We start from the raw sequence: 24,624 nt of genomic DNA, 5'->3' as shown, positions 1-24,624 counted from the left end.
TGCGCCACATCGAATGGGCGTGTAGCTCAGCGGGAGAGCACTACGTTGACATCGTAGGGGTCACAGGTTCAATCCCTGTCACGCCCACCATTCGAACCTCACAATATCAATAACTTAGCGCGAATTGAACGACACTTTACGTAGTGATCTTTGGTACATTGTACCAGTTTCACCCAAAATCTAAATTTTTCCACACCCCAACCGAGCACTATCTTGACTCTTAACTATAAAAAGAACAAATCATGAACTCTTTTTACATGGAGAGTCGCGATGAACGCTTATGCGCAAAATTACGATGATGAAGTTGAACAGGTCTTAGCCTACTACAATGGCGACGTGCGCGCGGCCATTGAAGGATTGTTAAAGGATCGGGATTTCCTCGTGAAGGAAATCGAGTATGCAAGCATCGCAATGTCCTTAGGTTTTAGCCGTGGCTGGAAACCAACAGTGATCAAGTGATTCAATATGGCCAGACCTCATCCCTATGAAAGGCTTGAGCCCACGACTCGAATTACGGATCTTGAATCTTGGACGATCCTATGCGGTCTCTGCAATCGCTGCGGCCATTTGAATGATATCGACGCGGACGCTCTTGCGAGAAAAATTGGACGCGATGCAGTGCTGAGCGCACATAAATCAAAGTTGCGTTGTCGGCGCTGCTCCGTGAAGGGGTACGGTGAGTTTGTAGCATTTCGCGCACCAAGATGAAGCCGCGGCTGGACTCGGATCAAGGAAACGCTACTCTTCAAATCAGGAGGACGCGCATGTGCAATCTATATAACCTCACCACAACACATGAGGCGATGCGTCGGCTGTTCCCGAGGTTCTTAGACAGCACCAATCGGCTGGATCCTCAACTCGATATCTATCCCGATTATGTGGCGCCGGTTTTGCGCAACACACAAAACGATGATCCAGAGCTTGCTATGCTGCGCTGGGGCATGCCTACCCCGCCCATTTACGTGAAGGGAGAAACCGATAGCGGCGTAACAAATATCCGCAATCTTAATTCCCCGCATTGGCGCCGATGGCAAAGCGTCGAAAGCCGATGCGTCGTGCCGGCCACTTCATTTTCTGAGTATGGACAGAAACCCGATCCGCTTACCAAGCGCAAACCACTTCATTGGTTCGCTTTAAGCGAAGATAAGCCGCTATTTGTGTTTGCAGGTATTTGGACACGCTGGAAAGGCGTGAGGAAGAAAAGGGAAGGCCCTGTCGAGGTAGAGATATTCGGCTTTCTGACAACCGACCCCAACGCGGTCGTCAAGCCTGTTCACCCCAAAGCCATGCCGGTGATTCTGCGAACAGCTGAAGAGATAGAAACTTGGTTGAGAGCGCCTTGGGATGAGGCAAAGGAAATGCAGCGGCCATTGCCGGATGCAGAATTAATAGACTTATCGCCCCCCGAAGCACAGCAAAGCTTGTTCTAAAAACCCTTTTTAAGACCCGGCTGACCAGTGCATCCGGTTGAATTCAAATTCATAAACCGAAAATACTCTAGGCCAGCTGAAACTTTTTTAGCAAAATTAAGTTCTCCTTATGCGAGCACCTTGCTCTGGGCGCAACTCCTCCACTGCGATCAAGCGGCGTGAGAGCAATCCTAAGGAGAACCATCAAAATGAATTCAATCATCTACCTGGTGGGACTAGTCGTAATCGTCCTGTTCATTCTCTCATTTTTGGGGTTACGCTAATGGTGGATCCAACTGTTATTGAAGCCGCCCCTGACCGCGGTTATGTCGATTGGGCTGCGATATTTGCGGGTGCAATCATCGCCACTGGAGCAATGGTGGTATTAACAACATTTGCAAGTGGACTGGGTCTTAGTTCATTCTCAGTCGATGAGGGAGGAGACTTTAGCACTCTCTGGCTGATTATCACCGCGCTATTTGGCGTTATATCAATGGTCGCTTCCTATGTGCTGGGAGGTTATATCGCTGGAAGAATGCGGCGCCCCACCGGTACTGCCAATTTAGAGGAACGAACCGTACGCGATGGCCTAAATGGTCTCGTTGTCTGGGGTATAGGGACCATTTTGAGTGCCTTATTGGCTATGGGTGCTATTTCTGGCAGTGCAAAAGTCGTTGGCGGAGCTGCACAGACCGCCGTCGAGGCGACTGGCGCTGTTGCGGGAGGCGCAGCACAAGGGTTAGGACAAGTTGTGGGTGGCGCAGCCTCCGGCCTCGGGATGGCTGCTGGAGGAATGGCCCAGGGCGCTGGCCAAGCAGCAGCACCAACGATTGAAGATATGTTACCACAAGGCTTCAAGTCCAATCCCATGGAATATCTAGCAGACACCATGCTCCGCTCTGACCAACAGGCGATGACCGTTCCTGGGCAAGAAAACCAAAACAATGCAGACTTTCAGCGTCAGGTAACGAGCGTTCTTGGGAACTTGCTTTCAACCGGAGAGATCAATGACGCCGACCGCGCCTGGCTTACAAATCAGATCGCGGGGCGAACGGGGATAAGCCAGAATGACGCTCAGAACCGTGTAAATCTAACCATAGAGCGTGTGCAGGCCCTTCGCACTGAAGCTCAACAAAAAGTGGACGAAGCCCAAAAGAGACTGGCCGATATGCAAGCGCAAGCAGAGAAAGCAGTCGAAGATGCAAAAAACCAAGCCGCAAAAGCGGCTGAAACTGCAAGAATTACGGGCATCTTAACTGCATTCCTTTTAGCAGCATCATCCCTTGTGTCTGCAGCAGCCGCCTACATTGGAGCGGTCAACGGTGGCCGACACCGTGACGAAGGCCGCATTTGGGGTGGTCTCTCCTATCGGTAGTAATACAGCAACGCTTCGAACCCTGACGGAAATCTGTCAGGGTTCGGCTATGCCGCTATCGTCAATGACGCTCTTTCAATGAAAGCAAGCTATCCAGCCGATCATGGAAGCTAGCAACGCTGCCATTGTTCATCAAAATAGCATCCGGTTCAAATGCCACTTTTTCAGATTCATGGCTGCTAGCGATACCACCCCGACCTTGTATGCGAACGACTATCCCGCCAAGGGAACGCACCATTTTAGCTTCATTGGCAAAGCGGCAATCATCAACGACCACCTTATGCCCGGCATCGAGAAGCTGAAGCGCCCTATGTTCCCATAGAAACGTCCAAAAACCCTCCCCGATGATATTCCGACCCCATTCTGTGCCAAGCGTTTGCATCGCATATCGCGGAGTCTTCCCCTGTAAGAGCTGAGTAGAATTCTCCTTGTCCGCCCCTTCAATTTGGCTTTCGGACAAGCCAATAGCGCGCATCATATCCTTTAGCGGACCCGCGAACTTAACCAGAGTGTATCCTTGGCGCTGAAGGTGTGCCGCAGCGGTTGATTTACCGCTACCAGCAACGCCACTGAGCCCAACAACACGCGGCAAGTTGTCGTTTGCAGCTATGTACTTCTCAAGAGGACCGAAAGTCTCAACGGCCAAATCGGGCATTAAGCATCCTCCCTAACTTTTCGCTTTGGCTCCTCAAATGTCTCTGTAACTGGTCCACCAGCAAGCAGACCGCGCAATGAGGCCAGCCGGTCCTTAACCAGTGGACGAAACCGGCGTGCTGCAAACGGCGGGTTCTTGTATCCAAATTGCGGACACTCGCCGCGATCGATGCCGACAAGGCGAACGCCGATATAGTTACCATGAATATAATGATCGAAAGGTCCGATCCATGAAATGGTATAAACTTGGCCTTCTTCGACCTCGACCGTCTGCTCAAATCCTGCGGCACTATCGATGCAGACAACCTGATCGCCAACATTGAAAGGGGTCATGTTTGCCTCCAGCTTATGATCGAAAAATAAAGCGCCGGTGGGATCACCATAGCAACTGTGATGTACGCGGGCAGACCGTAATACTCACCGATGATGCCTGAGAATAGCAGAGCTACTAGCAGACATTCGAGGAAGAACTTCACGGATTCTCTCCTAGCATATCCAACGCCCTCAGATACCGAGCGCGCCTGCTCTCGTCGTCATTTGATGCTCGCAGGTTGTCGCGCAAATCAGCAATCTTGACCGGACGCGCGATAGGATTGGAGCAAGCGCGAGCGACATACACGAAATAATCCTCGCCATCGCGTCGGGTAATAGCGTTCAATGCCAGCACGATATCATCATCAAAACCGAACGAATAAATGTCGTCAAGCGACGTGTCCGTATCTTCGATCATATCATGCATCACGCCCACGATTTGCGCCTCTGTGGTCGTCTGCACCTGCATCACACGAATGGGGTGCAGGATGTAAGGCTCACCATTTTTATCAACCTGCCCCATGTGAGCAGCGGCAGCCACGGCGATAGCTGTTTCAAGATTACTCATGGAGTTTCTCCAGCAAGGATGGCCGCGTAAATAGATGCACCAGCCGCACGCTGACCACCGTTATATTCTTGGCCCTGAAAGTAGCTTATCGCCACATCCGCGCATCGCTGCCGCTCTGCGAGGATGGCTGCGGCCACAGCCTTACGTATCCTCAAGCCATTATAGCCATATGCTGTGTCCCCAAGGTCCATGTGCCTCATGGCAGACACAGCTGCATTTTCTATATCTGCTGGCATCCCACTCATGTCGCGACCTCCGACTGAAGCAAGTCTTCGGCTGTGTGACCGGCTATCATATGAGTACGAACCAGCTGCTCTACACATACTGCCTTCTCGTCCTTATGGTATGAACGGCTGATTGAAATGCCACTTTCGTGCAATTGCCGCCCATAAGTCCCAAAAAGCCACTTGTTTTCGACAACGGAACGAAGGGCATCTAATTCTGAAAGAGTATACGCTCGTTCACTCACGCCGCCACCTGCCCTTCGTTCAACGTGCGATATTCCACCGGCACGCCATACCGGTTGGCACGCTCGATTCCTTTAGCCATACCACCAGAAACGCCGCGGTCGGCGTAAACGACGCATTTATCTGCGACGCGATACCATGCGAGGCCAGCCTCTATGCCGAGCTCACGTTCATCAGGCTGCATATCGTCGAGCACTTGTGTATGCAGCAGGTGACTGGCAATTGGCGCCTCGCCTCGCCGTAAACAGTCCAGAAGGCAAGCGCGTGCGTAACTTTCATTCGCTGCTATATCGCCAGCATATGGGGATTCCATGATGACTAAGGGTTGTGAGTGCGGGGTTGAGCGAATGGCCTTGCCGCCAACTTTAATCCGCCTTCCTTCAACAAATGCTCTGGCAGCTCTGTCAAGCTCATCTGCGTATCTATCAATTTCCATAAATGCAGCTGGTGAAAACACCATTTCTATCTCCTCGTGTTGTGGTTGAGCCGCTTGGTGGGCGGCAAGATTTTTCTGTGCTAATATCCAGTTCTTTAAGCCCGAAGAGGGAGGCTACGATGCGGATTTTAGGTGCCAAATATACTGGATCCCAATATACTGGATATACAGCATCCATTATGGTCCAGTTATCTGAAGGCGTGGCCAAGGTTGAATATGGAACAATAGCTCCACCGCTCGGGGGCGGACGAATGAATGACCCGGTCACTGCCAATCCTGACTTGGCGATCCAGGAAATTTTAACCCAAACTAAAGCACCTGAGACAGAAATCCGAGCCGCGATCTCAGACTACCTCAACGCACGGCAAAGAGGACGAATTAAGCCGCCCTCCTGACGGTTACAATAAAGTCGCCGACTTCATGTGCCCCGTGCATGACACCAGCCAACTCAAATGTTGCCTTGTCGCCTACTTTAAGATTGTCATCTAGTGCGCAGCATAAAGACACAGCGGCGATAGACATCGGTGTGGCGCCATTCCCTCGTTTCGAGGCAAGATCGACCAATTCACTGTTGAGGCCCAAACGAAACTTCTTAGGATAATAGACGACATTCGGCGTTAGATTAGCAGCCCTACCAATCAGCCATTGGATTATTCGTCTCATGCCACCCTCCTCTCGCTCGCCACATTATCATTCGCCGCCTGCAACTTTGCAGCCCCGCGAACCATCTCAGGCCGGAGCGTCAGGCGCGAAACTTCGCCATATTCTTTGTGGTAACTGATAACCTTCGCCGACCTCCCCGACAGCCAACCGCCTCCGGCTGCATAAGCATCTGGCGCGGCAAGTGTTTCATGGCGCTCGACATACATGAGGCCGGACTTGCGCCCCTCGTCGGAATGCAAATGGCCGATGTGCGCGTAGGCATATTTGCTGCGCCCATACATCTCGCGGAATATCCCGGCCAAGGTGGCATCCACATTATTTACGCCACGCTTATGACCGTGGTGTGCGAATATTGCAGTGCGCCCCCATTCAAAGGCATAATAAAGGCTGGGTGAATTATCGACCGTAATGCGCGGCTCGTTGTCATACATCGCTGCCAGCATCTCACGCAGCCATGCTGACGAAGCCGGATCGTGATTGCCCTGCGCCATAATGATGTGCACGTGTTGATGTTTTTGCAGAAGCATATCAATGACACGACGAACAGTGCGGATGACAACTCGAATGATTTTCTGCAAGCGCGAATCTGAATCCAGCACGTGCTTACTCGCTGGCGTCACGGTTTCCATACTGTCGTAATGCAGAAAGTCGCCGAGCTGTGCGAGCACGGCAGTGTGCGCATCTGGCGCAAGGTCAATTGCCGCTGCGAACCAATCGGTTATCAATTGCTCGGCTATTTCAATATCGTAATCAGAGCCGGTTTCTTCCCGCCAAGCCAACATCCCAAAATGGGCATCAGTTAAACAGAAAAAGTTTAGAAGGTCCGCATTGGTGCCACGCGGAGCTGGCATGATACTGACACGAGGCAGCTTTTCGGAAAGTGCGGCAACCACAGCATCAAGGGCCGCGCGCTGCTGCTGAGCATCGGCTCTTTCCATTATGTGCTGTGTAATAACCCTGCCTTCAGCATTTACAAGCGTCGTCTTGCCTTTAACCGCAAGACCCGCCGTCGGTTCATAGGCAGGCCCAGCTTCTTTCGTCTGACGCATATATGTGCCGTTCGGCGTTTCAGTCAGCGATTTAATCGCATAACCTGGCAGAGTCTGCGATGGACCAAGCAAACCGAGTTCTGCTGCCCGCTTGATGCTGTCATGAAATGCAGACTTCTTAATGCCGCAAGCCGCTGCCGCTCGCTTGAGCGTACCGTGTTCGCGATATGCTTGAACACGGCGCAATAGTTCTTCGTGGGAAAGGCGTATACTCGCGCCCCGTCTTTTTACAGACATGCAATCTCCTCGTGTGTGTGGTCAGTGCGGATGGTATCCCGCACTGTTCATTGTGCTGTGGTTGCACGGCGTGTCAACACAACATTTGGCTCTATCGGTTTTTGCTCTGTTAGTCTTAAGTCCGCGCCCTCGATTTGGGCTGCATCAAACTATCAATGCGTTCGGTGATACCATCGAGCCTACCGCCGATTGCCTCAAGGGCTCGCATGATCTGACCTGTTTGCTCCGACATGCCTGCCTTGGTCACGTAAGTTTCAGCCACGTGAAGCTTGTATTCGGAAAGCTCTTGCCTAGTAAGGCTAGCAAGAGACGTTGCAGCTTCGGCTTTAACACTCGCTTCAGTTTTGGCGGATCCGATTTTACTGTCTATGTATTTCCATAGGCCGAATAAAAAACCAATCAGCATGACAATAAAGCCGACCACGGCCATAATTTCAGCGCCTGTCATCTTTTAACACTCGTCACGGTTTTACCCCGCACAGTTTTTCAAGTTTAGTGTTCTCTGACACAATCTGTCTTTTGGTTTCCTGCGTCATGCTATCTTCCATGCTCGGAAGAATAGGCCTCGCGACATCGCAATAGCTACCGCTTGTCACGCATCCACCGAGACAGAGCAGCGTCAATATCACTGCCGCCAAGTTTGCTCGTTTCATATTCGATTTTCCTTGCCTGGTTGACGGCCTTCAATCGGTCCGCGGTTGCGCTTGTGGCGTTGTCGGAGCGGCCTTTCAGGTAAGCGCCGGCCAAAATTGCAAAGGCCGCAGCGATCGCCACGGCCCAGCCTTTTAGTTTGTTCGAAAGCCAGGTCATGCAGCCACCATCTTCAATTCGAGCCTGCCGCTTTTCCAAAGCCAGAATCCCGCGCCTGCCACCACAACTAACAATGCGACGGTCGCGAATGCCCATGGGTTTGAGACCGCTCCTATAAGGCCGGTCACGAGGGTGCCACCCGTACCCGCAACAATGGTTTGCACGGCCCTATCTTCCATTAATGGAACATCGTCGGGCTTAGCCTCTTCCGCCATTGCTGGCTTCATCTCCCGAGCCGCTGTGAGGCTATCGAGAAAGTTTCTATAATAGCCGGCGATGAGGTGCGCTTTGTCAGTGCCGTTAACTATGCGGCGGGCTCCAACAGGATCCTCCTTACCTTTGCCGAAATAATCATACAGCTTTCGGCCAGTGAACTTGCCTTGCAGCATGCCGTCAAACATGACGCGCACGGACGTTTTCAAATCCATGCCGGGCTGCACATTGAATTCTTTGAAGTGCGCCTTACCGGTCAGCTGTACTTGGCCGTCACCCCGATAAATCCAACCATCATTGGGCGCAGTATTGCCCAGTCTGCCGCCATAAACTTTATTGGCTAGCTTTTGTGGCTGCCGCACATAAGGTTCTGCGCTAGCGATCGTCGGAAACCGTGACGGCCAAGTCTTCTTAATCTGCGCCGCCGTCGTGTAATTCATATTCTCACGAAGAGGCTGCATCTTGCCGCCTGTCTCGTGAAACGCTGTAGCCAAAATATAGGCAGTATATTCGTCGGGCAGGCTGCGGCGTGCAGCTTCATCTAGAATAGCCTCAGCACCTTCGACCTGCGCGCGGCTCAAACGCCCACCAAAAGGCGCGCGCCTCGCATACGCGAAGAACGTTGTTTTGTTCATGGAGATTCCTTGGTAGTTGGACAACAAAAAAACCGCGCCTGTGGGCACGGTTCTGTTCCATTGTGTTTTTTTGATTTTATGCGATGATGCTTAAGCGTTTAAACTTGCGTAAGCGGTTAAGCGTAGACCCCAGCCTACCCCCCCGGGTGCTGGGGTTTTTTGTGGGGAGGTGCGCTGTCTCACCTCAAAATATTAAAGTGTGTAGCCCCCGACAATTTTGAGTTTAGGGCTTGCAAATTTAGCACAAATTAAGTTAGTGCAAGTATGCCTATTGAGATACGCAAAAGAATCACACTTCTAAGACCGATGCTCATTGCGTTAGTTGTAAGCGCCCACGTCCCTTATACGCTTTACAACCCGAGCACAAAAGACATTGAAGCTACCTTCACGGCTTTTCTTAATCTAATGATTACAGGCGTGTTATCGCCGGTCGGCATGCCGGTATTGAGCGTAATTTTTGGTTATCTTTCAGTGTCATCATTGCAGAAATACGGTTACAGTTCGCTAATCCAAAAAAAAATAGCTACAATTATAGTTCCGATGGTTGTATGGAACTTCGCCTTCGCAGCACTGATATATTGGGGGCAATCACATGGATGGCCGGCGAGACCAGATTTAAAACTATTCAACGGAAACTGGGCGTCTTGGGTCAATGCTTTATTCGCAGTAAATCAAATCCCAGCCAATGGCCCCCTTTATTTTTTAAGAGAGATTTTCCTATGCTTTCTCATTTCGCCTCTGCTCATAGTACTCTCGAAAAACAAACGCTTGGCCTTGGCTCTTCTACTGATTTCTGCGATTATGATCGTTTATGCGAGACCTCTTCCGCTTATTTTTAGGTTTGAAATTTACGCTTGGTTCTTTTTCGGTATTTTTGCATACAATCATGAGTTAGCTTCAATCAGCATAAATAGTCGTCATGAAAATGCCATTTTAAGCGCTGGAATTTTCGCAGTACCGCTAATTGCTATGTCATTCTTTTATAACAAAAGCACGTTTAATACCGTTGACAAAGCTCTGACCTTATTCGGTCCAATTTACTTTTGGATATTATCAGGCCGCCTGCTAAATACGCAGGTTGGTCAAGGCCTAATGCACTACTCTCGTTATTCGTTTACTGTATTCCTTTCCCATGCTTTTGTTATATCAGCGTGTTGGCAGATTTGGTCAATATTCATAGGTAGTTCTCCATTCGACAATTTTGTTATTTTCGGAATATTTTGCACCGCCGTAATATTTATTGTCGCTCCGGTTTTCTACCATTCGTTTCATTGGTGGATACATCAATTAGGATATAATAAATTGCAACAAAATCGTTCTAGTGTTGTAGACCGAGCGCATCAAATACATCCAGTGCATCAAACTCATTGATTAACCGTCTGCAGCGACCCTAAGTTAGATGTAATCCAGCCACGCCATAAGAGACAAGCACACCAAATGAACGAACAGATATGGAATAAGGGCGAAGACCCGCTTTTAAAGACCATCGCTTCCTTTACCGGTAAAACCATCCGTTTCTTCCCAAAGTCAGGCAACCTTGGCGATGGTTTTATCACTTATGCAACGCTTCAACTTTTCAAACATTTCGGAGTGAATTTTACTACGCACACCCAGGATGAGCGCTTCGACAACGAAATCATTATAATTGGCGGCGGGGGAAACCTCGTAGAGGGAAAATACGAAGACGTTGCTACGTTGATTTGGGAGCATCGAAAAACGAACAATGTATATTTATTTCCACATACCATCGTGGGGTATAATGACATTCTGAAGGAAACCTTTTCTAATTTAACTGTTTTTTGTAGAGACCCCATTTCTTATGATCACTGTATAAAATCTGGAGCTAACCCAGACCGAGTTTCACTGGTTCACGACGTCACTTTTTACCTAAGCGACGATCATTTCAATCAGTCAGGCCGGAAGGGCGCAGGGACATTGAACGCTTTTAGACAGGATGGAGAGTCCGTCGGCAACAGTCCACCGATCGGTAATATTGATGTTTCATTGGCTTGGAATGGCGACATCTGGCAAGCTGTCCCGTTCGTTGAATCCGCAACTGCTTCGCTGGCCGACTTTTTGGCACAATATGACGAAATCAATACTGATCGACTGCATATTACTATCTTATCCGCCTTTTTAGGCCGAAAAGTTAATATGTTCCCAAACAATTACTTTAAAAATGAAGCCATTTTTCAACACTCGATCGCAAAGCGTTTCCCGAATGTGTCGTTCGCATCGCAAATTGACACTGAGCGACATGAAAAATTTTATCCAGTAGCAGTGCCGCTTACTGGCGATGCACTCATATGGAAACGTCGCTTTGAGCGCGAACAAGACTTACACAGGGAAGCTAAACGAGAACTCAGACTAGTTGCCGACATGGAGGCGAGTCGAGTTTCAGAGAATTCACGGATGACGCAGTCGCTTGCAAACGCTGAAAGTACCATAGAAGCATTGCTGAACTCTACCAGTTGGAAGGTAACGAGCCCACTTCGTAAGATTAGAACCGCGCTCAAACGCAAATCGGGGCGGAATCGAAATGCTTGACAATGCGATCGCCCGGTTAAAGCAACTCACTTTCTTCGATCCTGATTGGTATAAACATGTAAACTCAGATATTGGTTTGCATAATCCCTACGCGCACGCGATTAATTTTGGGGCAAGGGAAGGTCGCATCATATTTAACAGTCAAGAGATATCTCGACTGCTCAGCTGTATACCTGTGATTGCACCCTGCGATATCGAACTCACTCCTTCTCCTGCTTCTGTGGATATTTATGTATCGTCCATGGGTAACGTATTCATGGATCAAATAGCCGATGATATATTGCGCACCTTCAATGAACATGGAATAATGGCGAGCAAAAAGACGGACGCCGATCCAAATAAAGAGAATTCTGTAACTAAGATCGTTGTTGCGCCGCACGAATTTTTCTTGCTCGGAGACGGGCCTCAATTCTTTAATTCGTCGTTTATGAAAAATTGTTTCGTTTACAATACCGAACAATTACAGACGCGATGGTTCGCCTCTGCTTTACCTCATATACTTTCAAGCGCGGGAATTATCGATATTTGCTATCAAAGCGCGCGATTGCTCAGCCAATCTGGTATCCCCACAATACACTGGGAGCCATCTCCCAGACAAAGTTTGAGTTATTCAGAAACAATCAAAGATCACCCCCTATCTAAGTCTATCCCTCAACCCCTTCGGGGGACCAGATGGGAAGAACGGACCTTCGACTTGTCGTTTTTTGGCTCAGATAGCCCTCGACGGGAGAAGTTATTTTCTAGGCTGTCTCCACAAATGGCCGAATGGGAAACGTTCATTTATTACCGCAAAAGACCTACCCCGCTCTCTGAAAATGCCGACCGAACCCTTGCCGATCTCGCATCATACGTAGCTGGAATGTCAAAAATTTATCTCAATGTGCACAGAGATGTCCTTCCGTACTTCGAGTGGCACAGAATTGTAAGGCAAGGTATCCAGTCAGGCGCGGTCGTGGTTACAGACAACTGCCTGTCTCATCCTTTGTACAAGCCAGGCGTACATTTCATCGAGACAAACACGAGGTATATCGCTTCTACTATAGAGTGGGCGCTTAACGATCCCCAAGGCATTCAGTGCTGTAACGCAATACTGAACACTAACAATCTGCTCATGAATAACGTGATCCATCATAGGAATAATGCCAATGTTTTATTCAATTTCCTTGGCAGGACCACAAGATGATTAGTCGAATTTTTCGCGCTCCTTATGAAATATATTACGACGACGTGGCAGGCAGTCGAGATGATGCAACTATTACGGTCGCGGTGAGTCTTTTCAACTATGAGCACTTCATAATCGAATGCTTGGATTCTATTGCTGCTCAGACCTATCAAAATTTGGATCTGATTATTGTAGATGATTGTTCATCTCGCGATAATTCTGCCTCTGTTGCTAAGGAATGGGCAGTAAAAAACACAACTCGTTTCCGGCGAATAACTGTACTGAAGCACATCAATAATCAGGGCCTTGCTCAAGCGAGAAATACTGCTTTTTCGTTCAGCCTAAATAAGGCAGTCTTTGTAATTGATGCTGATAACTCTATCTATCCTACGGCAATCGAGAAGCTTGCTCCTTTCGTTTTAGAACAAGATTACGGCGCCGCATATACGCAATTAGAATTCTTTGGTGAGCAGTCCGGACTTGGGTACGCCGACTATTGGTCAAAGAGCTTTTTTGTTCACGGCAACTACGTTGATGCGATGGCATTAATCTCTAAGAAAGCTTGGGAGGATGTACGTGGATATACTCATCTTGAAGGTGGCTTAGAGGACTATGATTTCTGGTGTAAATTCATCGATCACGGTATAGACGCCGTGTTTGTTCCGCAAGTTTTGTGTAGGTATCGTGTCCATGGCACATCGATGCTACGAACGGATACTGTAGCAAACACACCAGATTTGTTTACAACCTTGACTATGCGTCATCCGTGGCTTCGATTAGGCTAGTGTTAACGTGAAATATTGGTGCCTTTCAGGTATTCTTATCCCCATCGGAAGGGCGACGTATTGGAAGTGGATTGATCTCAAGACTAGGGCCATTCCATTGTCGGCAACTCAGCTAAAAAGCCCTCAATAGTCGGCTGCGAGCGCGCACCAGATTGCACCTTATCCAGCTCAGTCAGTGCATGCAGCCAGACAGCATCACGCCAAGCGACGAACGCTTGGGCCTCAGCGGCCCATTGCGGAATTGTTGAGCTTACATAACTGGCAAGCGTTGCGCCGCTATCGTAGTCTTTCTCTTGTGCTTTGGTGTCGATGAGGTTTTGGATTTCACGGCGATAATCATCGGCGGTGGGCATCGGAAGCGGCGGAGTGTATTCAACAACCTTCTCGCCATCCCAGCGTCGCATACCTGAGTTGTTAATAAACTCAAGCCAGTCATTATGTGAGATTTCTACAGCTCCAGTTGGTATGTTCTCACCGTGAATATCCCCGGAGTAGAATGCAACGGGGAGGCCATTTGAGTCAAAACTTGCAAATTTCGCCATATCACCACCCTACCGCAATATAATGGACGGCAGTCAGACCGGCTGCGAACCCTGTGAATCCATTCTTATCTGCGGGAGCACCCCACCCGACATTTGCTAAGGCTCCTCCATTAGCGCAGCCCACTATGGTTCTAAATGCGGCATTAGGAAACCCTACGGGATAGGGGACCCATACACCTGCGGCATTTAGCGTTCCCGCCCCCCATTGAACGATCAGACCATTGGGTAATTTGAAATACCCATTAAGCGCAACGCCCTGAGTGCCGCCCAGAGTACCCCACATAGCTGCGCCATTCGCATCATCCAAAATAGAGCGCGCAAAAGCCGTCAGCGGTGTTAGACCCGCCTCATTAGCCCCGGTAAAGTACGGCAACTGATCAGCAGAGGCCCCACCAGCAAGCTTAAGCAGCACACGCGCTGCAGCGGTAATGTCGGACTGCGTTAATTTACCGTTATCGTTTGTTGTCAGTACTTTATTCGCATCTAGAATCTGTTCAGCCAGCTCGGACAAGTTTTCTACGCTGTCCAGATCAGCCAACTCACCGAGCGTCCCATTCGGGTCATCGATATAGTCCCTTAACTCATACTGACCAGCAGCATTGCCGACCGGTGTTTTGCCCTCTTCTACGCCGAGTTTGGCAAGGCCGGACAATATACCATTCCCCAGCAGCTCAATAAGCGTCGTAGACTGTGCCGTAACCCGAGCGCCATCGGGCAGATAACGAGCCCGGTATGGAGCATCTGTCAGGGTGGTTCCTGTCCATGGCTCCGTGAGCGTCAATTGAGTATTACTATCAACTCTCGCAATAACGGCCGTCAGGTTCTGGATTTGAAGCGTGTCGCCTTCACGAAACTTTGCCACGTCAAACAGCGTGCCTGTGCCGGTCACGGTGGTTGAGCCATTGGCAAGCGATATCGTGCCGGAAGTGTAATCCGACAATGTAGCCATAATAATCTCCGGTATGTAGGTTAAATCGTTGCAGCGCCGAGAATGTAGTAGCGGACACCTAGAGGATCTGGGAGCGACGCGCCTGGACCCGAATAATTACCGGGACTGAGATGGATAACGATGTGATCGCTACGAACCACGGTCGCCATTGAAAAACGCGCCACCTCTTGCCCTCCGCCTAAATGAACTCTCAGTTCATGCTGACCTTGGCGGATCGCGGTCTGGAAATGTCCTGCCACTTTGGGGAAGATGAACAAGCCGCTTGGGTTAAAGTTGACCCTCGCTGCGACTTTGCCATATCGCCAGCTAACGATATTAGCAGACGAAAACGAACTCAGCGGAATCCAGCCTTCATCAATCACTGTCAGAGCAGGAAAGCGCGTATCCAGTAAAATGTCATTATAGCCAGGAGCTGTATCGCTCGACCCCGGCCTTTTGATTTGGATGTGACCATTATCTAGCTTGCGCATAGTCTGACTACCGCCGGTGGTGCGACCTGCGATCCCGGTAGCGTAAAGCATAAAGCGCACCTTGACCGGATACTTGCCTTCCACCCAAAATCGAATGCCTCCAGCCTCGACGCGGTAGCGGGCAATATCGTGTGTCGTACGATATGAAGGGTCAAGATCAACAACTGGAATGGAATAGTCCCAGCCATTCATACTGCAAATCGTGTCGCACACCATTGTGGTTTCGAGATCGAAGTCGACAGTCTTTGGGTGGAAGTATGAAGTGCCCGGGCTTATAAGCGGCGTTTCTCCCATCATGACACATTTGACGGGCGATCTATCACTATCCAGGATGCGCTGCCGGCCGCTTGATCCATCAACCGAAAAACCTGGGCGCGCCATAACAACGCGTGAAGGCTCGATTGCGAGAGCCAGTTGGCCAGCTATTGGAGTGCCGGTTGGTTTTGGGATGGCAGTATTATCTGCGGGCAAGTCCCAGATCATAGATGTGAGAAAAGCTTGATCACCCACAATATCAGCCGAATATCCCGAGGCACCATTGTTAGCCTTTACACACCACCCTTCATGCCCAAACGCAGGATCCAGTCGTTGAAAATCAAACCCCGTTGACGTGGTCGGGTACACATAACAAGCAATCGCATTGTTGGAGATTGATGTGACCCAGCTATTATCTGTCCACGTTGGATAATTATGCATTATTTCGACTCTGCCGTCGGCACCCCCTACTCTGGTCTCCACGAGCGGCATCATGTTCAAGCCGGGGTCGCGAGTATGGAAGTAGACAAGGTCTCGCCGAATTGAGCTGGAAGTCCCTCTCATATATGTACTCAGACCCCACTTCGTCGTCGAAAGACCACCGCCCGATAATGCGTAGTTCCCAATCGGATATGTGCTATCATTCAGATTGTTCACCTGAAAATGATCCCACGCATATGACAAATGGGACGTTTCTGAATTGAAGTAGAAGCGATCATATGCCGTATTTGCCACCGTCATCGGATCGTCGCTATCGTACTTCATAACCTTCATTACGGGTCCGACACCCGGCTTCCAGCCAGCAATCCAATTCACCATCAGACAAACAACCGTATATATGCGTTATTGCCATCGCCACGAATGTCGAGCTTGTTATTGTTCGACTGCAGACGATCGAACTTCAACGTGCCAAGACGCACGCTCTCCATGTAAATTGATCCGCCCTGGGATACAAAAGGATAGGTAGTATTGTCAGGATCAGATGTGTCGGCAATCGCCACTTGGTCCGCCATTAAAACCAATTGGCTGTGCGTCGGACTGACATTGACGAACCAACCCGCTTGTTTCCAGGCATCCCCGTTTCCGACGCGGGCAAAAGCGGAGATGCGGCTGGTATATCCGCCGCTCCCCGCGCTCGCCGTCATGCGCCATGCAGCATTTGCTACGGTGCCATCGACCGAGGCGTTGACTTCGGTCAAAGCGTTAGAAACCGCATTGATTTCTTCTTCGAAGCCATCCACACGGCTTTGTAAAAGCGTGACCGTATTTGCATCAGCCTTATTCCCAAGGCTGGCATCAAGCTGGACCAGTTGCTGTGCTATTGCGCTATCAGGGCCTGTAGCAACATAGATATCTTCACGCCATGTCGCGCGGGCTGTGCCGAATGTGCTGGAAAGTTCACGTCGGATTGCCTGTCTGTCGGCATAAGCCCCAAGCGCCGCATCGGCGGTAAGCGTCGCCTGCTCCTGAGCTTGCCGAATGAGTTCGCGCCGATCATCTGTAATCCAGTTGACCAATTCCGCTAAATCATTATCGAGCTGCCCATAATCGACAGGGCTTTCTTCGCTACGTGCGTCAAGCGTGACGACCGATACCGCATCAGACCAAGCAACAGGCCGCGTACCAGAAGCCACCCTGAGCCTTGTTCTAACCCACCATTCTGAAAGGCTGGTCAAGCCATTGACGATCTGCTTGACCGTTACATCTTTTGTGACGAAGTCCGAGAACACCTGTGACGGGTCATTGTCGGGCCAATATTGTATATCTACACCTTCGACAGTTATGTCGTCTATTGCATCCCAAAAAAGTCGAATACCCGGGTGCTCCTGACCACTGTCGTCGCTAATAACGAGGTTAGGAATAGCAGCGAAGCCTTGAACCTCAGCAAGATAATCTGGTTCACCATTCGGTGTTGGGACCGGTGGATTTGTCTCATATGCCGTAGGGTCAAAGATGCCCTCACCCACCTCTTGCCAAGAGATAGAGACATCGCGAACGCCGTCGCTGCCCATTGCGCCGAGCGATTTCGAATGAACCTGAAATTTGATCGTGCGATTATAACGAGCCGACACCCATTGAGCCCATTGGCCAACCTGCAGACCGAGGAACTTTGGATGAACCGTAAAACTGCCGCTCGCCTGATAGCGGGAGGCGCGGATTGCGATATCAGCGAGACGGTCACCGACACGCGGATCCGTGACGGCTGTGTAATCGACCTTTGAAGCCAACCGCTCGCGATCCTGGGCTAATGCTGCAGCATCAACGCGTGTCGTCAGCGAGGTCGTCTCATAAAACAAGTCGGGGCTTACATAGGAAGCTGCGACCGTATTCACGAGCTCACTGCGTGTTCGCGACAATGATAGCTGAAATGATTTTTCCCATGCGATATCGTCGTCAGTGATTGTTGCAACGATTGCCTGATTAGCCCCAGCAATCGGATATTCTCCCGCAACCGCTTCGATCCAAGAGCCGGCACAAGCCTCACGCAACGGCGTCATATTGGTTTCATGCGTTACGCTATCGCCAGAAGACGCAATGAGAGCCGCCCTATAACGCTTACCGCCATCGGGCATGATTTCATCGCAGATGTTCATCGCGGTAAACCATTCCGACAAAGGCAGTCGGCTAGCGGCCACCCCGCGCCCCACGATCTTCTCTGAACCGCTATAAAGACCGCGCTCCAGATTATACATCATCACAGCAGGGTTATCAGAAAACTCCCATGTGTCCTGATCATTCCATCGATGTGAGCCGGATCCGCCAACAGTGCTATCTTTACGCGGGTCATATAATGGAGCACCTTTGACCTCAAACATCAGGCTTGGCGGCGATGTTAGATTATCAGCTTCCATTCGTGACGTGACCACGACATAGCAGATCCCTGCCCCACGGTGATCAGAGGTCCATCGCCCAGCAGGATTGGAGTTTACAATCAGTTGTGTGTCTGCGGCCTGATCCAGCGTACCTTGATAAAACCGAACCCAAACTTCACCGCCCTTGTGTACGCCAAGGAGTTTACGGCCATAGGTTTCTTCAATTGAGTTAAGGTTTTTCCATTCGCCATCCATTTGAACGCGCAAAAGCTCGACACAACGAAAGTCAGAAAGCTTAAACACGTCCTGCACCATCCGGTTGCCTTTACCGAAGGCATTTCGATAGACGTGATGGCCCATCGTGCCAAAGACACCAAGTCCGACCTCGCGGACGAGATTTTCTCCATATTTGGTGTCTGTCGCAGAGGCTGATGATTTCGGTGTTTTCTGGAAGATCGAGGTCAGCGCGTATTTCGCCGCAACCAGAAGCCCGACTGAAACAATGTTCGCCAGAACCGTACCGCCAAACAGCCACGAGCCTATGCCGACAATACCTGTGACAATAGAAACAGGATCCGCCGCTGCAGGCCCTGCCAGCAGCGCGAATAAAACCGCCAGAAAATATTTCATCAGGAAACCCTAAAAGCCCGCTCGGCCATGGTGCGTGGAAGGAAGCGCAAACCGTCCTCGCCCTTCACGGCGAAACCATATTCGCAAAAATAACCAACCGTGTTTTGAAAAATACCCACATCACCACGCTGCGCCATTGCAGTTGGGATTTCCTCAAATCTGTCAGTGAGAACGGCACCCAGATTATCAAAACCGTGCTGCTTGATCAGTCGATACGCGCCGGTCTTGCTTTTATACTTGCCGCGCACTCCTGACGCTGGATCATCACCCAACACCGCCTCAATGGCGTCTGATGCGGTCAAAAGGCAGTCAGACTTTCCCCATACCAAAGGCGTGTTTATATGCGCCTCCGTGACAGCCACGAGGCGTTTTTCCCAATCTGGATGTCGCATGGTAATCCTTACGGTGCTGTGATGTGGAAATTCTCGCGCTTCACTATGGAGGCGTATTCAAAGAACTTGTCACCCGGCGAGATAAGCTGCTGATCTTCATGCGATGCGGTGCGATAACCATCGCGGTGGTTTTCCAGCGCGGATGTTTCGATATTGGCTTTCAGAACCATCTCGCCGCCATCAATCACATGATCGATCGTATCGATATAACCGCGATACATCGGTTCGACGTGCAATAACTCGCGCGTGTCCGGGTCGAAATAGGCGTCATACAAAATGACCGTCCGGCCTTTATAATCAACGCTTTCAATCTGGGCGAGCGTATCAGGCGTTATGCCGTAATCCGCAGCGGTCGGCATTGTAATGGTGATCGGTAACGCTTCGTCGCCCATCTGATACGGAGGCTCTTCAATCTCAATAAGCTGGTTGGGAATGTAGGTGTTGCCGTTCCAGACCAGATTTGATGAGCCGTTCCAAATGTACCAGGTGCCAGTTCCGAACTGGAAATCGCCAAGCGAGCGCACAACAATGCGCCCCTCGGCCAGCAAGGTTTGCAAGCGCGTGGGGAAAGCCATGTGGTCTCCTAATTAATGGGAGTTATCGACTCTTGGTTGAATTTGAGATTTGATGCTCGCGTTAACAAAAACGGGAGGCATGGGATGATTGACACCAGAGCATTAGCCAACGGCGACGTGCGGATACATATCGACGGCAAAACTGAAACGATTGCATCAGCCACAGTTGCAGCATTCATATCGCATATTCTGTGGCAGACGTCCAAACAAGCCCAACAGAGTGGCGATGCAATACCAGAAGGAGGCGCTATTCTTCACCCCACGGGTGTGTCAGTGGAATTTGACCGAGAAAGCAATGAGCCTCGCATTCAACTTATGTTTGGTAAAACGCTATTCTCCATAGCGATGCCTGCTGGTGAAATAAATAGAATTGCCAACACCATCAACGAGATGATTGCGAAACCCTCTTAACAAAGGCGGCGTAATCTTCCTTGCGGGGATCATAAACAGGGATCCTGGATATTACGGCACCATAAACCGTTACAACTGGCGGAGCCATCTCCGCCTTTTCTTTCTTATTCATAACGATGTCTTTATTCATTTCGGCACCTCAATCAATTGAAACGAAGCAACAGGACGCGGCCCTTTACCCATCTGGAAACTGTCTTTGACAAGCCGTGTGTTCATTTCAGGCTGCCTAAGCCGAACAGTCGCGCCAAGCGCAATATAGGAAGCAATCGGCTGATCAACCGTGACAGTCAGAGTGGTGCTGACAGCCGTCGCACCCGTCACGACCTGCAGCATTTGCCGATAGTCCCCGCTTTTGAGCGAGAACAAGTCACCGGCCATCAGTTGCAGACCAGGCACGACGCCCGTTAACTGGACCGTATATCCATTGGTCACCGTTCCGCGTGACGGCGAACCCGACAGATGCGAATTGTTGGCATCGCCCCAATATGCACGCGGGATACAAATATGAGTGGGACAATAGATAATGGTCCCCATACCACCACGCGCCGCGGCGATGAAAGCTTGAAGCTGTACCGCCTCACTGGCCTTCATTGGCAGCGTTTCCATATCCACAGTGCGATAAGGATCTGCGAACTCCACCGTCGAAATTGCGCGGTTGCCATATTTGGTCTGACTGACCGGCACGACAAGCTGCGGATAGGAAGGAACGAAGCGGATATTAGATGGAAGTTCGATCATCGCACCAAACCCCTTCTCGCTGCCTGCTTACTGTCTCGCGCAAATCGCATGGCCCCGGACTTGTCATACTGGCGCAGGCCTTGGTTCACCCCGTCACTCACGACAGCGCGGATATAATCGTCACCGCTTGCGCTCGCGATATTGATGTTGATCTGTGGAGCGGATTCAACCGTTGTCTGTCGCTGAATACCGCTCAATACAGGCATGGTCGGCGCTCGCAGCGCAGCCATTCCGCCACCAGCAAGCGCCATACCGCCCGAATTGATACGATCTAAAAGCGGCTTGAACTGCTTGGTTGCAGCAGCATTGACCACATATTCCCCATTGGAAAGCATGGCAGGAATGCTGTCAGTGCGCGGGCCGCCGGGGCCGCGGATATATCCGCCAGAAGCTGCCTTTACGACACCGCCGTCCCTTAGACCTAAGATTCCGCCAAATAAACTGCCTGACTTGCCGAAAGCCCCGTCAAACAAGTCGGTCAACGCCATATCCAAAAGTTTATCAATGAGTTTCTGGACCGCATCAGTTAGGGCTTCGACCGCGCTCTTGCCCGCTGCCAAATCACTAACCAGACCCTTGAACGCACCCTGCTCGGTATCCCGCCATTCTTCCGCCTTCTGGCGCAATTCATCATGAGCCTCTGCAAGCTGGTTGGCCTCCATCGTTGCCAAAGCCCATTGTTCTGCGGTCCTAGCAACTTCAGCTCGCAACGCTGGATTGATTTCAATGCCTGCTTTTTCAGCCGCGTTCAGTAGCTCTTGCGTGGCTCTCGCCTTCTCAATCGCGTAATCATAATCCTCAATCAAAGGATTGAGCTGTCGCTGCGCTTCAGTCTCTGCGATCATTGCCGCAGTTCGGTCGGCAATGGATCGGGTTAAGCGCTCGTATTCATCAACTCGTTCGCGCTTCGGTTTTGCCGGGGCCCTGCCCTCAGCAGAACGGGCGGCATCACCTGCAAGCTCTGCTTGGGCTATTTCCTTAATCTGCGCGTCAGTAAGTTTGCGTCCATCCTTTTCAGATCGTGATCGAACCTGAGCTATCTTATTCTCTAGATCATATTGCGCCTTACTAAGAGCTGCTCGCTGTTTAGCGTTGGCAACATATTCTGCGTCTTTACGCTGCCGTTCCAGTCGCTCTTGGCGGGCTACGGTACTGCCACCGCGGCTAAATGAAGACGAACCCAGCCGGCTAGTCTGGCCCAAGGCCTTAGCTGCCAAATCCGCCTGAGTAAACAAAGTGGATACTCGTCCGATAAGACTATCAAGGCCAACAAGAGTTGTGCTGAAACTTATACCGTCAATCGACGCTAACGCCTTACGGGCCTCGTCGGCACCTTCACCTGTGTCACGCAGCTTTACGAGTGCGCTTTCGAGATTTTTACGTTGCTCAGAGGTGATTATTTCTCTTTTTTCAAGACGATCTAAATCATTGATGACCGCGTTAATATCGTCTTGCGCCTGCTGCATCCCCGGCATGACACCGAGCTGATATGACTGAGTCTGGAGCGCTTCAATTTTTCGCGTCGTATAATCCAGCGTGTCAGCCATTTCTTTAACTGCATCGCTGATAGGTGTTGTTCGGATAAGGTCAAGGCGCCGCCTTACTTCATCCGTAGCGATCTGCATGCTCTGCAGCTCGTTGATCATTTCGATGATGGAAGCGCGAGCCTTACGGTCCGCATCATCATCAAACAGCCGCTTCAGCCCGCCTGAGCGCGCCGAAGATGCGATAGAGGATAATTCATCTCCAGCCCCCCCAAAGCTGTCGCCAGTTTGCAATCTTCGCAATTCATCTGCGATAGAGCGAATCTTCTGCGCCGTATTTGCCTTACCAAGGTTTTCTATTGCATTGGCGGCGTCATCAATTCCTTTTGCTGTCTTCGGGGCCAGAAGACCCAGAGAGATTAGCTCCTTCTCAAACTTCTGTGATTGAGTAGAAGCAGCGGCAGCATTCGAAGAATACAGCGCAAGAGAGCCAGCAACCGCTCCACCGATCAACAGCCCCACTGGGCCAGCCGCGGCGGATAGTCCTGTGAAGGAGGTTGCAAGGCCAGCCATCGTGCGAGCGGCGGCGAGTGCGCTCATAAATCTTTTTAGAGCTGAGCCAGCCAACCCCAAAGTTGAAATCATTTTCAACAATGAGCGCCCGATGAGCGCTCCGGCGATGACACCCGCGAGCTGCAACACCACGTCAGCTGTTTTATCAAAATTATCAGCCAGTATCGTTAGGCCACCGACCAGCTGCTTTGTAACGCCATAACCTGCATCCGCCGTGCCGACATATTCGATCATGGCGTTATTCACCATTGTGAAGCCTTCGGCGATAGTGGAATTTGTCGCCTTGAAAGCGCCCTCTACCCTACCTTGAGCTGCAAGAATGGCTTGGAAAATCTTATCGGAGGTTAGCTGCCCTTCTGAGCCAAGTTCTTTCAAACCTGCAATTGTGGTGCCAAAATAATCTGCAATGGCTTGCGCCAGCAACGGCGCGTTCTCACGAACCGAACGCAGTTCGTCACCTTGCAACATGCCCGAACCAAGACCTTGCGCAAGCTGCAAAATACCAGCCGCCTGCTCACTGGCGGCAGCGCCACCGGCTTTAAAAGCCTTGTTGACAATCTCAGTGGCCTTAGCGACTTCAAGCTCTGACTTTGCAACATCAGCGGTTGAACGTAAAAGCTTCGCATAAAGATCGGCAGTTTCCGAAAGACCAGAACGGGTTGCACGCGCTATTTCATTCAGCTCAGACAACGTGCGAGCCTGCCGCCCAGCAACAACGCTGGCAGCAGCGATCTTATTGCCTGCAACGGTCCACTCGTCGGCAAATTTTGCTATTTCTCGTGTGCCAAGTACCGCACCAATGCCAGCCATGGGCGCGACAAGACTGCGCGCCATGTTCTTACCGATACTATCAAGCCGCTTATTGGCAGCACGCCACGTGCCTTCAACCTGCCTCGCTGCTTTTGCGCTAACGCCGTTCATTTGCTGTAAATCGCGCATAAAAGGCTTCATCTCCATGCGCAACGTAGCACGGAGTTCTTCAACGGTGACGGCCATAGAAAATCCTGATAAGAAAAAAGCCCGCGTTAGCGAGCTTGGAGATGGGGGGATGATGAAAAAAATAGCGATTTTGGCGACGTTCGCGCTACTCTCGACAGGAGCTGTGGCCGCAGATGATAAAAGGCTAGAGCGCGCAATGGATGCAATTCGAGCCGCAGATGAAGCTGCAATCGTTATGATATATGGCTTGACTGACTGTGAGAAAGCACAATCGCCAATGAGCAGCGATCTTTGGTCGATCTATCGCGATCAGACTATTTCAGCGATTCAGAAAATATATAAAGATAAAAGTAAGGCCATTGTTCGTTTCGATGACATATATCAAAATGCCAGTAAGTCACCGAATGACGCATCAAATGGCGAAGCGTGCATATATATGCTCGATAAGTTCAAATACGAACTTGATGTCGCCATTGCACGGATGCAGGAATCGTTTAAATAGCCACCACAACATCTATGGCCGGGACAATC

At 50.5% G+C, this 24,624-nt stretch carries 28 protein-coding genes and 1 tRNA gene; 10 read left to right on the top strand and 19 right to left on the bottom strand.

All coding sequences use genetic code 11. The annotated features are described in order from the left end of the window. Positions 1–15: 15 nt before the first annotated feature. The 4 genes from C7374_RS13350 to C7374_RS13335 all read left to right on the top strand — a co-directional run bounded on the left by C7374_RS13350 (position 16) and on the right by C7374_RS13335 (position 2,784). Positions 16–90 (top strand) — tRNA-Val (locus C7374_RS13350). A 180-nt stretch (positions 91–270) separates the two neighbouring features. After that, positions 271–459, top strand: a complete 189-nt coding sequence (locus tag C7374_RS13345) for a hypothetical protein (protein ID WP_111576121.1) — start codon at positions 271–273, stop codon at positions 457–459. 305 nt (positions 460–764) lie between these two features. Next, on the top strand, positions 765–1,430 hold the full coding sequence (locus tag C7374_RS13340; RefSeq protein WP_111576120.1) for an SOS response-associated peptidase: 666 nt from the start codon (positions 765–767) through the stop codon (positions 1,428–1,430). Positions 1,431–1,692: 262 nt separating this feature from the next. Then, positions 1,693–2,784 (top strand): hypothetical protein, encoded by a 1,092-nt coding sequence (locus C7374_RS13335; RefSeq protein WP_111576119.1) that lies wholly within the window; start codon positions 1,693–1,695, stop codon positions 2,782–2,784. 61 nt (positions 2,785–2,845) lie between these two features. On the opposite strand, the gene C7374_RS13330 is transcribed toward C7374_RS13335, so the two are convergent. The 11 genes from C7374_RS13330 to C7374_RS13275 all read right to left on the bottom strand — a co-directional run bounded on the left by C7374_RS13330 (position 2,846) and on the right by C7374_RS13275 (position 8,828). Further along, entirely contained in the window at positions 2,846–3,439 is a 594-nt protein-coding gene (locus C7374_RS13330; protein ID WP_111576118.1) for a deoxynucleotide monophosphate kinase family protein, read from the bottom strand. Next, positions 3,439–3,771, bottom strand: a complete 333-nt coding sequence (locus tag C7374_RS13325; protein ID WP_111576117.1) for a hypothetical protein — start codon at positions 3,769–3,771, stop codon at positions 3,439–3,441. The genes C7374_RS13330 and C7374_RS13325 overlap by 1 nt, the downstream gene beginning before the upstream one ends. Positions 3,772–3,910: 139 nt before the next feature. After that, a complete protein-coding gene (locus C7374_RS13320) occupies positions 3,911–4,318 on the bottom strand; it encodes a GTP pyrophosphokinase (protein ID WP_111576116.1) in 408 nt (135 codons plus the stop codon). Beyond that, a complete protein-coding gene (locus tag C7374_RS13315; protein ID WP_111576115.1) occupies positions 4,315–4,563 on the bottom strand; it encodes a hypothetical protein in 249 nt (82 codons plus the stop codon). The genes C7374_RS13320 and C7374_RS13315 overlap by 4 nt, the downstream gene beginning before the upstream one ends. Continuing rightward, complete coding sequence (locus C7374_RS13310) at positions 4,560–4,787, bottom strand: hypothetical protein (RefSeq protein WP_111576114.1); 228 nt, start codon at positions 4,785–4,787, stop codon at positions 4,560–4,562. Before C7374_RS13310 ends, C7374_RS13315 begins: the two co-directional genes overlap by 4 nt. After that, complete coding sequence (locus C7374_RS13305) at positions 4,784–5,245, bottom strand: DUF7768 domain-containing protein (RefSeq protein WP_245412670.1); 462 nt, start codon at positions 5,243–5,245, stop codon at positions 4,784–4,786. Before C7374_RS13305 ends, C7374_RS13310 begins: the two co-directional genes overlap by 4 nt. A gap of 354 nt (positions 5,246–5,599) precedes the next feature. Further along, entirely contained in the window at positions 5,600–5,884 is a 285-nt protein-coding gene (locus tag C7374_RS13295; protein WP_111576112.1) for a hypothetical protein, read from the bottom strand. Next, positions 5,881–7,170, bottom strand: coding sequence for an oxidoreductase (locus C7374_RS13290; RefSeq protein WP_111576111.1), 1,290 nt, complete (start codon positions 7,168–7,170; stop codon positions 5,881–5,883). Before C7374_RS13290 ends, C7374_RS13295 begins: the two co-directional genes overlap by 4 nt. 115 nt (positions 7,171–7,285) lie before the next feature. Then, positions 7,286–7,618 (bottom strand): hypothetical protein, encoded by a 333-nt coding sequence (locus tag C7374_RS13285; protein WP_111576110.1) that lies wholly within the window; start codon positions 7,616–7,618, stop codon positions 7,286–7,288. 134 nt (positions 7,619–7,752) lie between these two features. Beyond that, positions 7,753–7,980, bottom strand: a complete 228-nt coding sequence (locus C7374_RS16070) for a hypothetical protein (RefSeq protein WP_158527853.1) — start codon at positions 7,978–7,980, stop codon at positions 7,753–7,755. After that, complete coding sequence (locus tag C7374_RS13275; protein ID WP_111576126.1) at positions 7,977–8,828, bottom strand: chitinase; 852 nt, start codon at positions 8,826–8,828, stop codon at positions 7,977–7,979. Before C7374_RS13275 ends, C7374_RS16070 begins: the two co-directional genes overlap by 4 nt. Before the next feature lie 264 nt (positions 8,829–9,092). Here C7374_RS13275 and C7374_RS13270 point away from each other — a divergent pair, with 264 nt between their 5' ends. The 4 genes from C7374_RS13270 (at position 9,093) to C7374_RS13255 (ending at position 13,322) form a co-directional block, all read left to right on the top strand. Next, positions 9,093–10,199 carry an acyltransferase family protein gene (locus C7374_RS13270; RefSeq protein WP_111576108.1) on the top strand — a complete coding sequence of 369 codons (1,107 nt, stop codon included), beginning with the start codon at positions 9,093–9,095 and terminating at the stop codon, positions 10,197–10,199. 66 nt (positions 10,200–10,265) lie between these two features. Beyond that, a complete protein-coding gene (locus tag C7374_RS13265) occupies positions 10,266–11,375 on the top strand; it encodes a polysaccharide pyruvyl transferase family protein (protein WP_111576107.1) in 1,110 nt (369 codons plus the stop codon). Further along, positions 11,368–12,558: a CgeB family protein gene (locus tag C7374_RS13260; protein ID WP_111576106.1), complete on the top strand. Its 1,191-nt coding sequence runs from the start codon at positions 11,368–11,370 to the stop codon at positions 12,556–12,558. The genes C7374_RS13265 and C7374_RS13260 overlap by 8 nt, the downstream gene beginning before the upstream one ends. Beyond that, positions 12,555–13,322 carry a glycosyltransferase family 2 protein gene (locus C7374_RS13255; protein WP_111576105.1) on the top strand — a complete coding sequence of 256 codons (768 nt, stop codon included), beginning with the start codon at positions 12,555–12,557 and terminating at the stop codon, positions 13,320–13,322. The genes C7374_RS13260 and C7374_RS13255 overlap by 4 nt, the downstream gene beginning before the upstream one ends. An 83-nt stretch (positions 13,323–13,405) precedes the next feature. Here the strand turns inward: C7374_RS13255 and C7374_RS13250 are convergent, their stop codons facing one another. The 6 genes from C7374_RS13250 to C7374_RS13225 are packed head-to-tail and all read right to left on the bottom strand — an operon-like array spanning position 13,406 to position 19,948. Continuing rightward, a complete protein-coding gene (locus C7374_RS13250) occupies positions 13,406–13,864 on the bottom strand; it encodes a hypothetical protein (RefSeq protein ID WP_111576104.1) in 459 nt (152 codons plus the stop codon). Between the two features lies 1 nt (position 13,865). Next, entirely contained in the window at positions 13,866–14,813 is a 948-nt protein-coding gene (locus tag C7374_RS13245; RefSeq protein WP_111576103.1) for a gp53-like domain-containing protein, read from the bottom strand. A gap of 20 nt (positions 14,814–14,833) precedes the next feature. Continuing rightward, entirely contained in the window at positions 14,834–16,357 is a 1,524-nt protein-coding gene (locus C7374_RS13240) for a hypothetical protein (protein WP_111576102.1), read from the bottom strand. Continuing rightward, positions 16,357–18,981: a phage tail protein gene (locus tag C7374_RS13235; protein WP_111576101.1), complete on the bottom strand. Its 2,625-nt coding sequence runs from the start codon at positions 18,979–18,981 to the stop codon at positions 16,357–16,359. The genes C7374_RS13240 and C7374_RS13235 overlap by 1 nt, the downstream gene beginning before the upstream one ends. After that, positions 18,981–19,373, bottom strand: coding sequence for a DUF6950 family protein (locus C7374_RS13230; protein ID WP_111576100.1), 393 nt, complete (start codon positions 19,371–19,373; stop codon positions 18,981–18,983). Before C7374_RS13230 ends, C7374_RS13235 begins: the two co-directional genes overlap by 1 nt. 8 nt (positions 19,374–19,381) lie before the next feature. Further along, entirely contained in the window at positions 19,382–19,948 is a 567-nt protein-coding gene (locus tag C7374_RS13225) for a hypothetical protein (RefSeq protein ID WP_111576099.1), read from the bottom strand. An 84-nt stretch (positions 19,949–20,032) separates the two neighbouring features. On the opposite strand from C7374_RS13225, the gene C7374_RS13220 reads away from it, so the two are divergent. After that, positions 20,033–20,359, top strand: a complete 327-nt coding sequence (locus tag C7374_RS13220; protein WP_111576098.1) for a hypothetical protein — start codon at positions 20,033–20,035, stop codon at positions 20,357–20,359. A 126-nt stretch (positions 20,360–20,485) separates the two neighbouring features. On the opposite strand, the gene C7374_RS13215 is transcribed toward C7374_RS13220, so the two are convergent. After that, the gene (locus C7374_RS13215) at positions 20,486–21,097 is read right to left on the bottom strand and encodes a hypothetical protein (protein WP_111576097.1); all 612 of its coding nucleotides are present in this window, start codon (positions 21,095–21,097) and stop codon (positions 20,486–20,488) included. Beyond that, positions 21,094–24,150: a tape measure protein gene (locus C7374_RS13210; RefSeq protein ID WP_111576096.1), complete on the bottom strand. Its 3,057-nt coding sequence runs from the start codon at positions 24,148–24,150 to the stop codon at positions 21,094–21,096. The genes C7374_RS13215 and C7374_RS13210 overlap by 4 nt, the downstream gene beginning before the upstream one ends. On the opposite strand from C7374_RS13210, the gene C7374_RS13205 reads away from it, so the two are divergent. Continuing rightward, the gene (locus C7374_RS13205) at positions 24,140–24,595 is read left to right on the top strand and encodes a hypothetical protein (RefSeq protein ID WP_111576095.1); all 456 of its coding nucleotides are present in this window, start codon (positions 24,140–24,142) and stop codon (positions 24,593–24,595) included. The two genes, C7374_RS13210 and C7374_RS13205, sit on opposite strands and share 11 nt — an antisense overlap. Positions 24,596–24,624 lie beyond the last annotated feature (29 nt).

It is taken from the genome of Falsochrobactrum ovis (assembly GCF_003259955.1).
GTDB lineage: Bacteria > Pseudomonadota > Alphaproteobacteria > Rhizobiales > Rhizobiaceae > Brucella > Brucella ovis_A.
The sequence above is the reverse complement of the archived record's forward strand: the minus strand, read 5'-3'. Positions and strand labels throughout refer to the sequence as shown.

Excerpts from the sequence above, each read along its gene's own strand:
- C7374_RS13345 (WP_111576121.1), top strand. The coding sequence starts at position 271 with ATGAACGCTTATGCGCAAAATTACGATGATGAAGTTGAACAGGTCTTA.
- C7374_RS13340 (WP_111576120.1), top strand. The coding sequence starts at position 765 with ATGTGCAATCTATATAACCTCACCACAACACATGAGGCGATGCGTCGG.
- C7374_RS13335 (WP_111576119.1), top strand. The coding sequence starts at position 1,693 with ATGGTGGATCCAACTGTTATTGAAGCCGCCCCTGACCGCGGTTATGTC.
- C7374_RS13330 (WP_111576118.1), bottom strand. The coding sequence starts at position 3,439 with ATGCCCGATTTGGCCGTTGAGACTTTCGGTCCTCTTGAGAAGTACATA.
- C7374_RS13325 (WP_111576117.1), bottom strand. The coding sequence starts at position 3,771 with ATGACCCCTTTCAATGTTGGCGATCAGGTTGTCTGCATCGATAGTGCC.
- C7374_RS13320 (WP_111576116.1), bottom strand. The coding sequence starts at position 4,318 with ATGAGTAATCTTGAAACAGCTATCGCCGTGGCTGCCGCTGCTCACATG.
- C7374_RS13315 (WP_111576115.1), bottom strand. The coding sequence starts at position 4,563 with ATGAGTGGGATGCCAGCAGATATAGAAAATGCAGCTGTGTCTGCCATG.
- C7374_RS13305 (WP_245412670.1), bottom strand. The coding sequence starts at position 5,245 with ATGGTGTTTTCACCAGCTGCATTTATGGAAATTGATAGATACGCAGAT.
- C7374_RS13295 (WP_111576112.1), bottom strand. The coding sequence starts at position 5,884 with ATGAGACGAATAATCCAATGGCTGATTGGTAGGGCTGCTAATCTAACG.
- C7374_RS13290 (WP_111576111.1), bottom strand. The coding sequence starts at position 7,170 with ATGTCTGTAAAAAGACGGGGCGCGAGTATACGCCTTTCCCACGAAGAA.
- C7374_RS13285 (WP_111576110.1), bottom strand. The coding sequence starts at position 7,618 with ATGACAGGCGCTGAAATTATGGCCGTGGTCGGCTTTATTGTCATGCTG.
- C7374_RS16070 (WP_158527853.1), bottom strand. The coding sequence starts at position 7,980 with ATGACCTGGCTTTCGAACAAACTAAAAGGCTGGGCCGTGGCGATCGCT.
- C7374_RS13275 (WP_111576126.1), bottom strand. The coding sequence starts at position 8,828 with ATGAACAAAACAACGTTCTTCGCGTATGCGAGGCGCGCGCCTTTTGGT.
- C7374_RS13270 (WP_111576108.1), top strand. The coding sequence starts at position 9,093 with ATGCCTATTGAGATACGCAAAAGAATCACACTTCTAAGACCGATGCTC.
- C7374_RS13265 (WP_111576107.1), top strand. The coding sequence starts at position 10,266 with ATGAACGAACAGATATGGAATAAGGGCGAAGACCCGCTTTTAAAGACC.
- C7374_RS13260 (WP_111576106.1), top strand. The coding sequence starts at position 11,368 with ATGCTTGACAATGCGATCGCCCGGTTAAAGCAACTCACTTTCTTCGAT.
- C7374_RS13255 (WP_111576105.1), top strand. The coding sequence starts at position 12,555 with ATGATTAGTCGAATTTTTCGCGCTCCTTATGAAATATATTACGACGAC.
- C7374_RS13250 (WP_111576104.1), bottom strand. The coding sequence starts at position 13,864 with ATGGCGAAATTTGCAAGTTTTGACTCAAATGGCCTCCCCGTTGCATTC.
- C7374_RS13245 (WP_111576103.1), bottom strand. The coding sequence starts at position 14,813 with ATGGCTACATTGTCGGATTACACTTCCGGCACGATATCGCTTGCCAAT.
- C7374_RS13240 (WP_111576102.1), bottom strand. The coding sequence starts at position 16,357 with ATGGTGAATTGGATTGCTGGCTGGAAGCCGGGTGTCGGACCCGTAATG.
- C7374_RS13235 (WP_111576101.1), bottom strand. The coding sequence starts at position 18,981 with ATGAAATATTTTCTGGCGGTTTTATTCGCGCTGCTGGCAGGGCCTGCA.
- C7374_RS13230 (WP_111576100.1), bottom strand. The coding sequence starts at position 19,373 with ATGCGACATCCAGATTGGGAAAAACGCCTCGTGGCTGTCACGGAGGCG.
- C7374_RS13225 (WP_111576099.1), bottom strand. The coding sequence starts at position 19,948 with ATGGCTTTCCCCACGCGCTTGCAAACCTTGCTGGCCGAGGGGCGCATT.
- C7374_RS13220 (WP_111576098.1), top strand. The coding sequence starts at position 20,033 with ATGATTGACACCAGAGCATTAGCCAACGGCGACGTGCGGATACATATC.
- C7374_RS13215 (WP_111576097.1), bottom strand. The coding sequence starts at position 21,097 with ATGATCGAACTTCCATCTAATATCCGCTTCGTTCCTTCCTATCCGCAG.
- C7374_RS13210 (WP_111576096.1), bottom strand. The coding sequence starts at position 24,150 with ATGGCCGTCACCGTTGAAGAACTCCGTGCTACGTTGCGCATGGAGATG.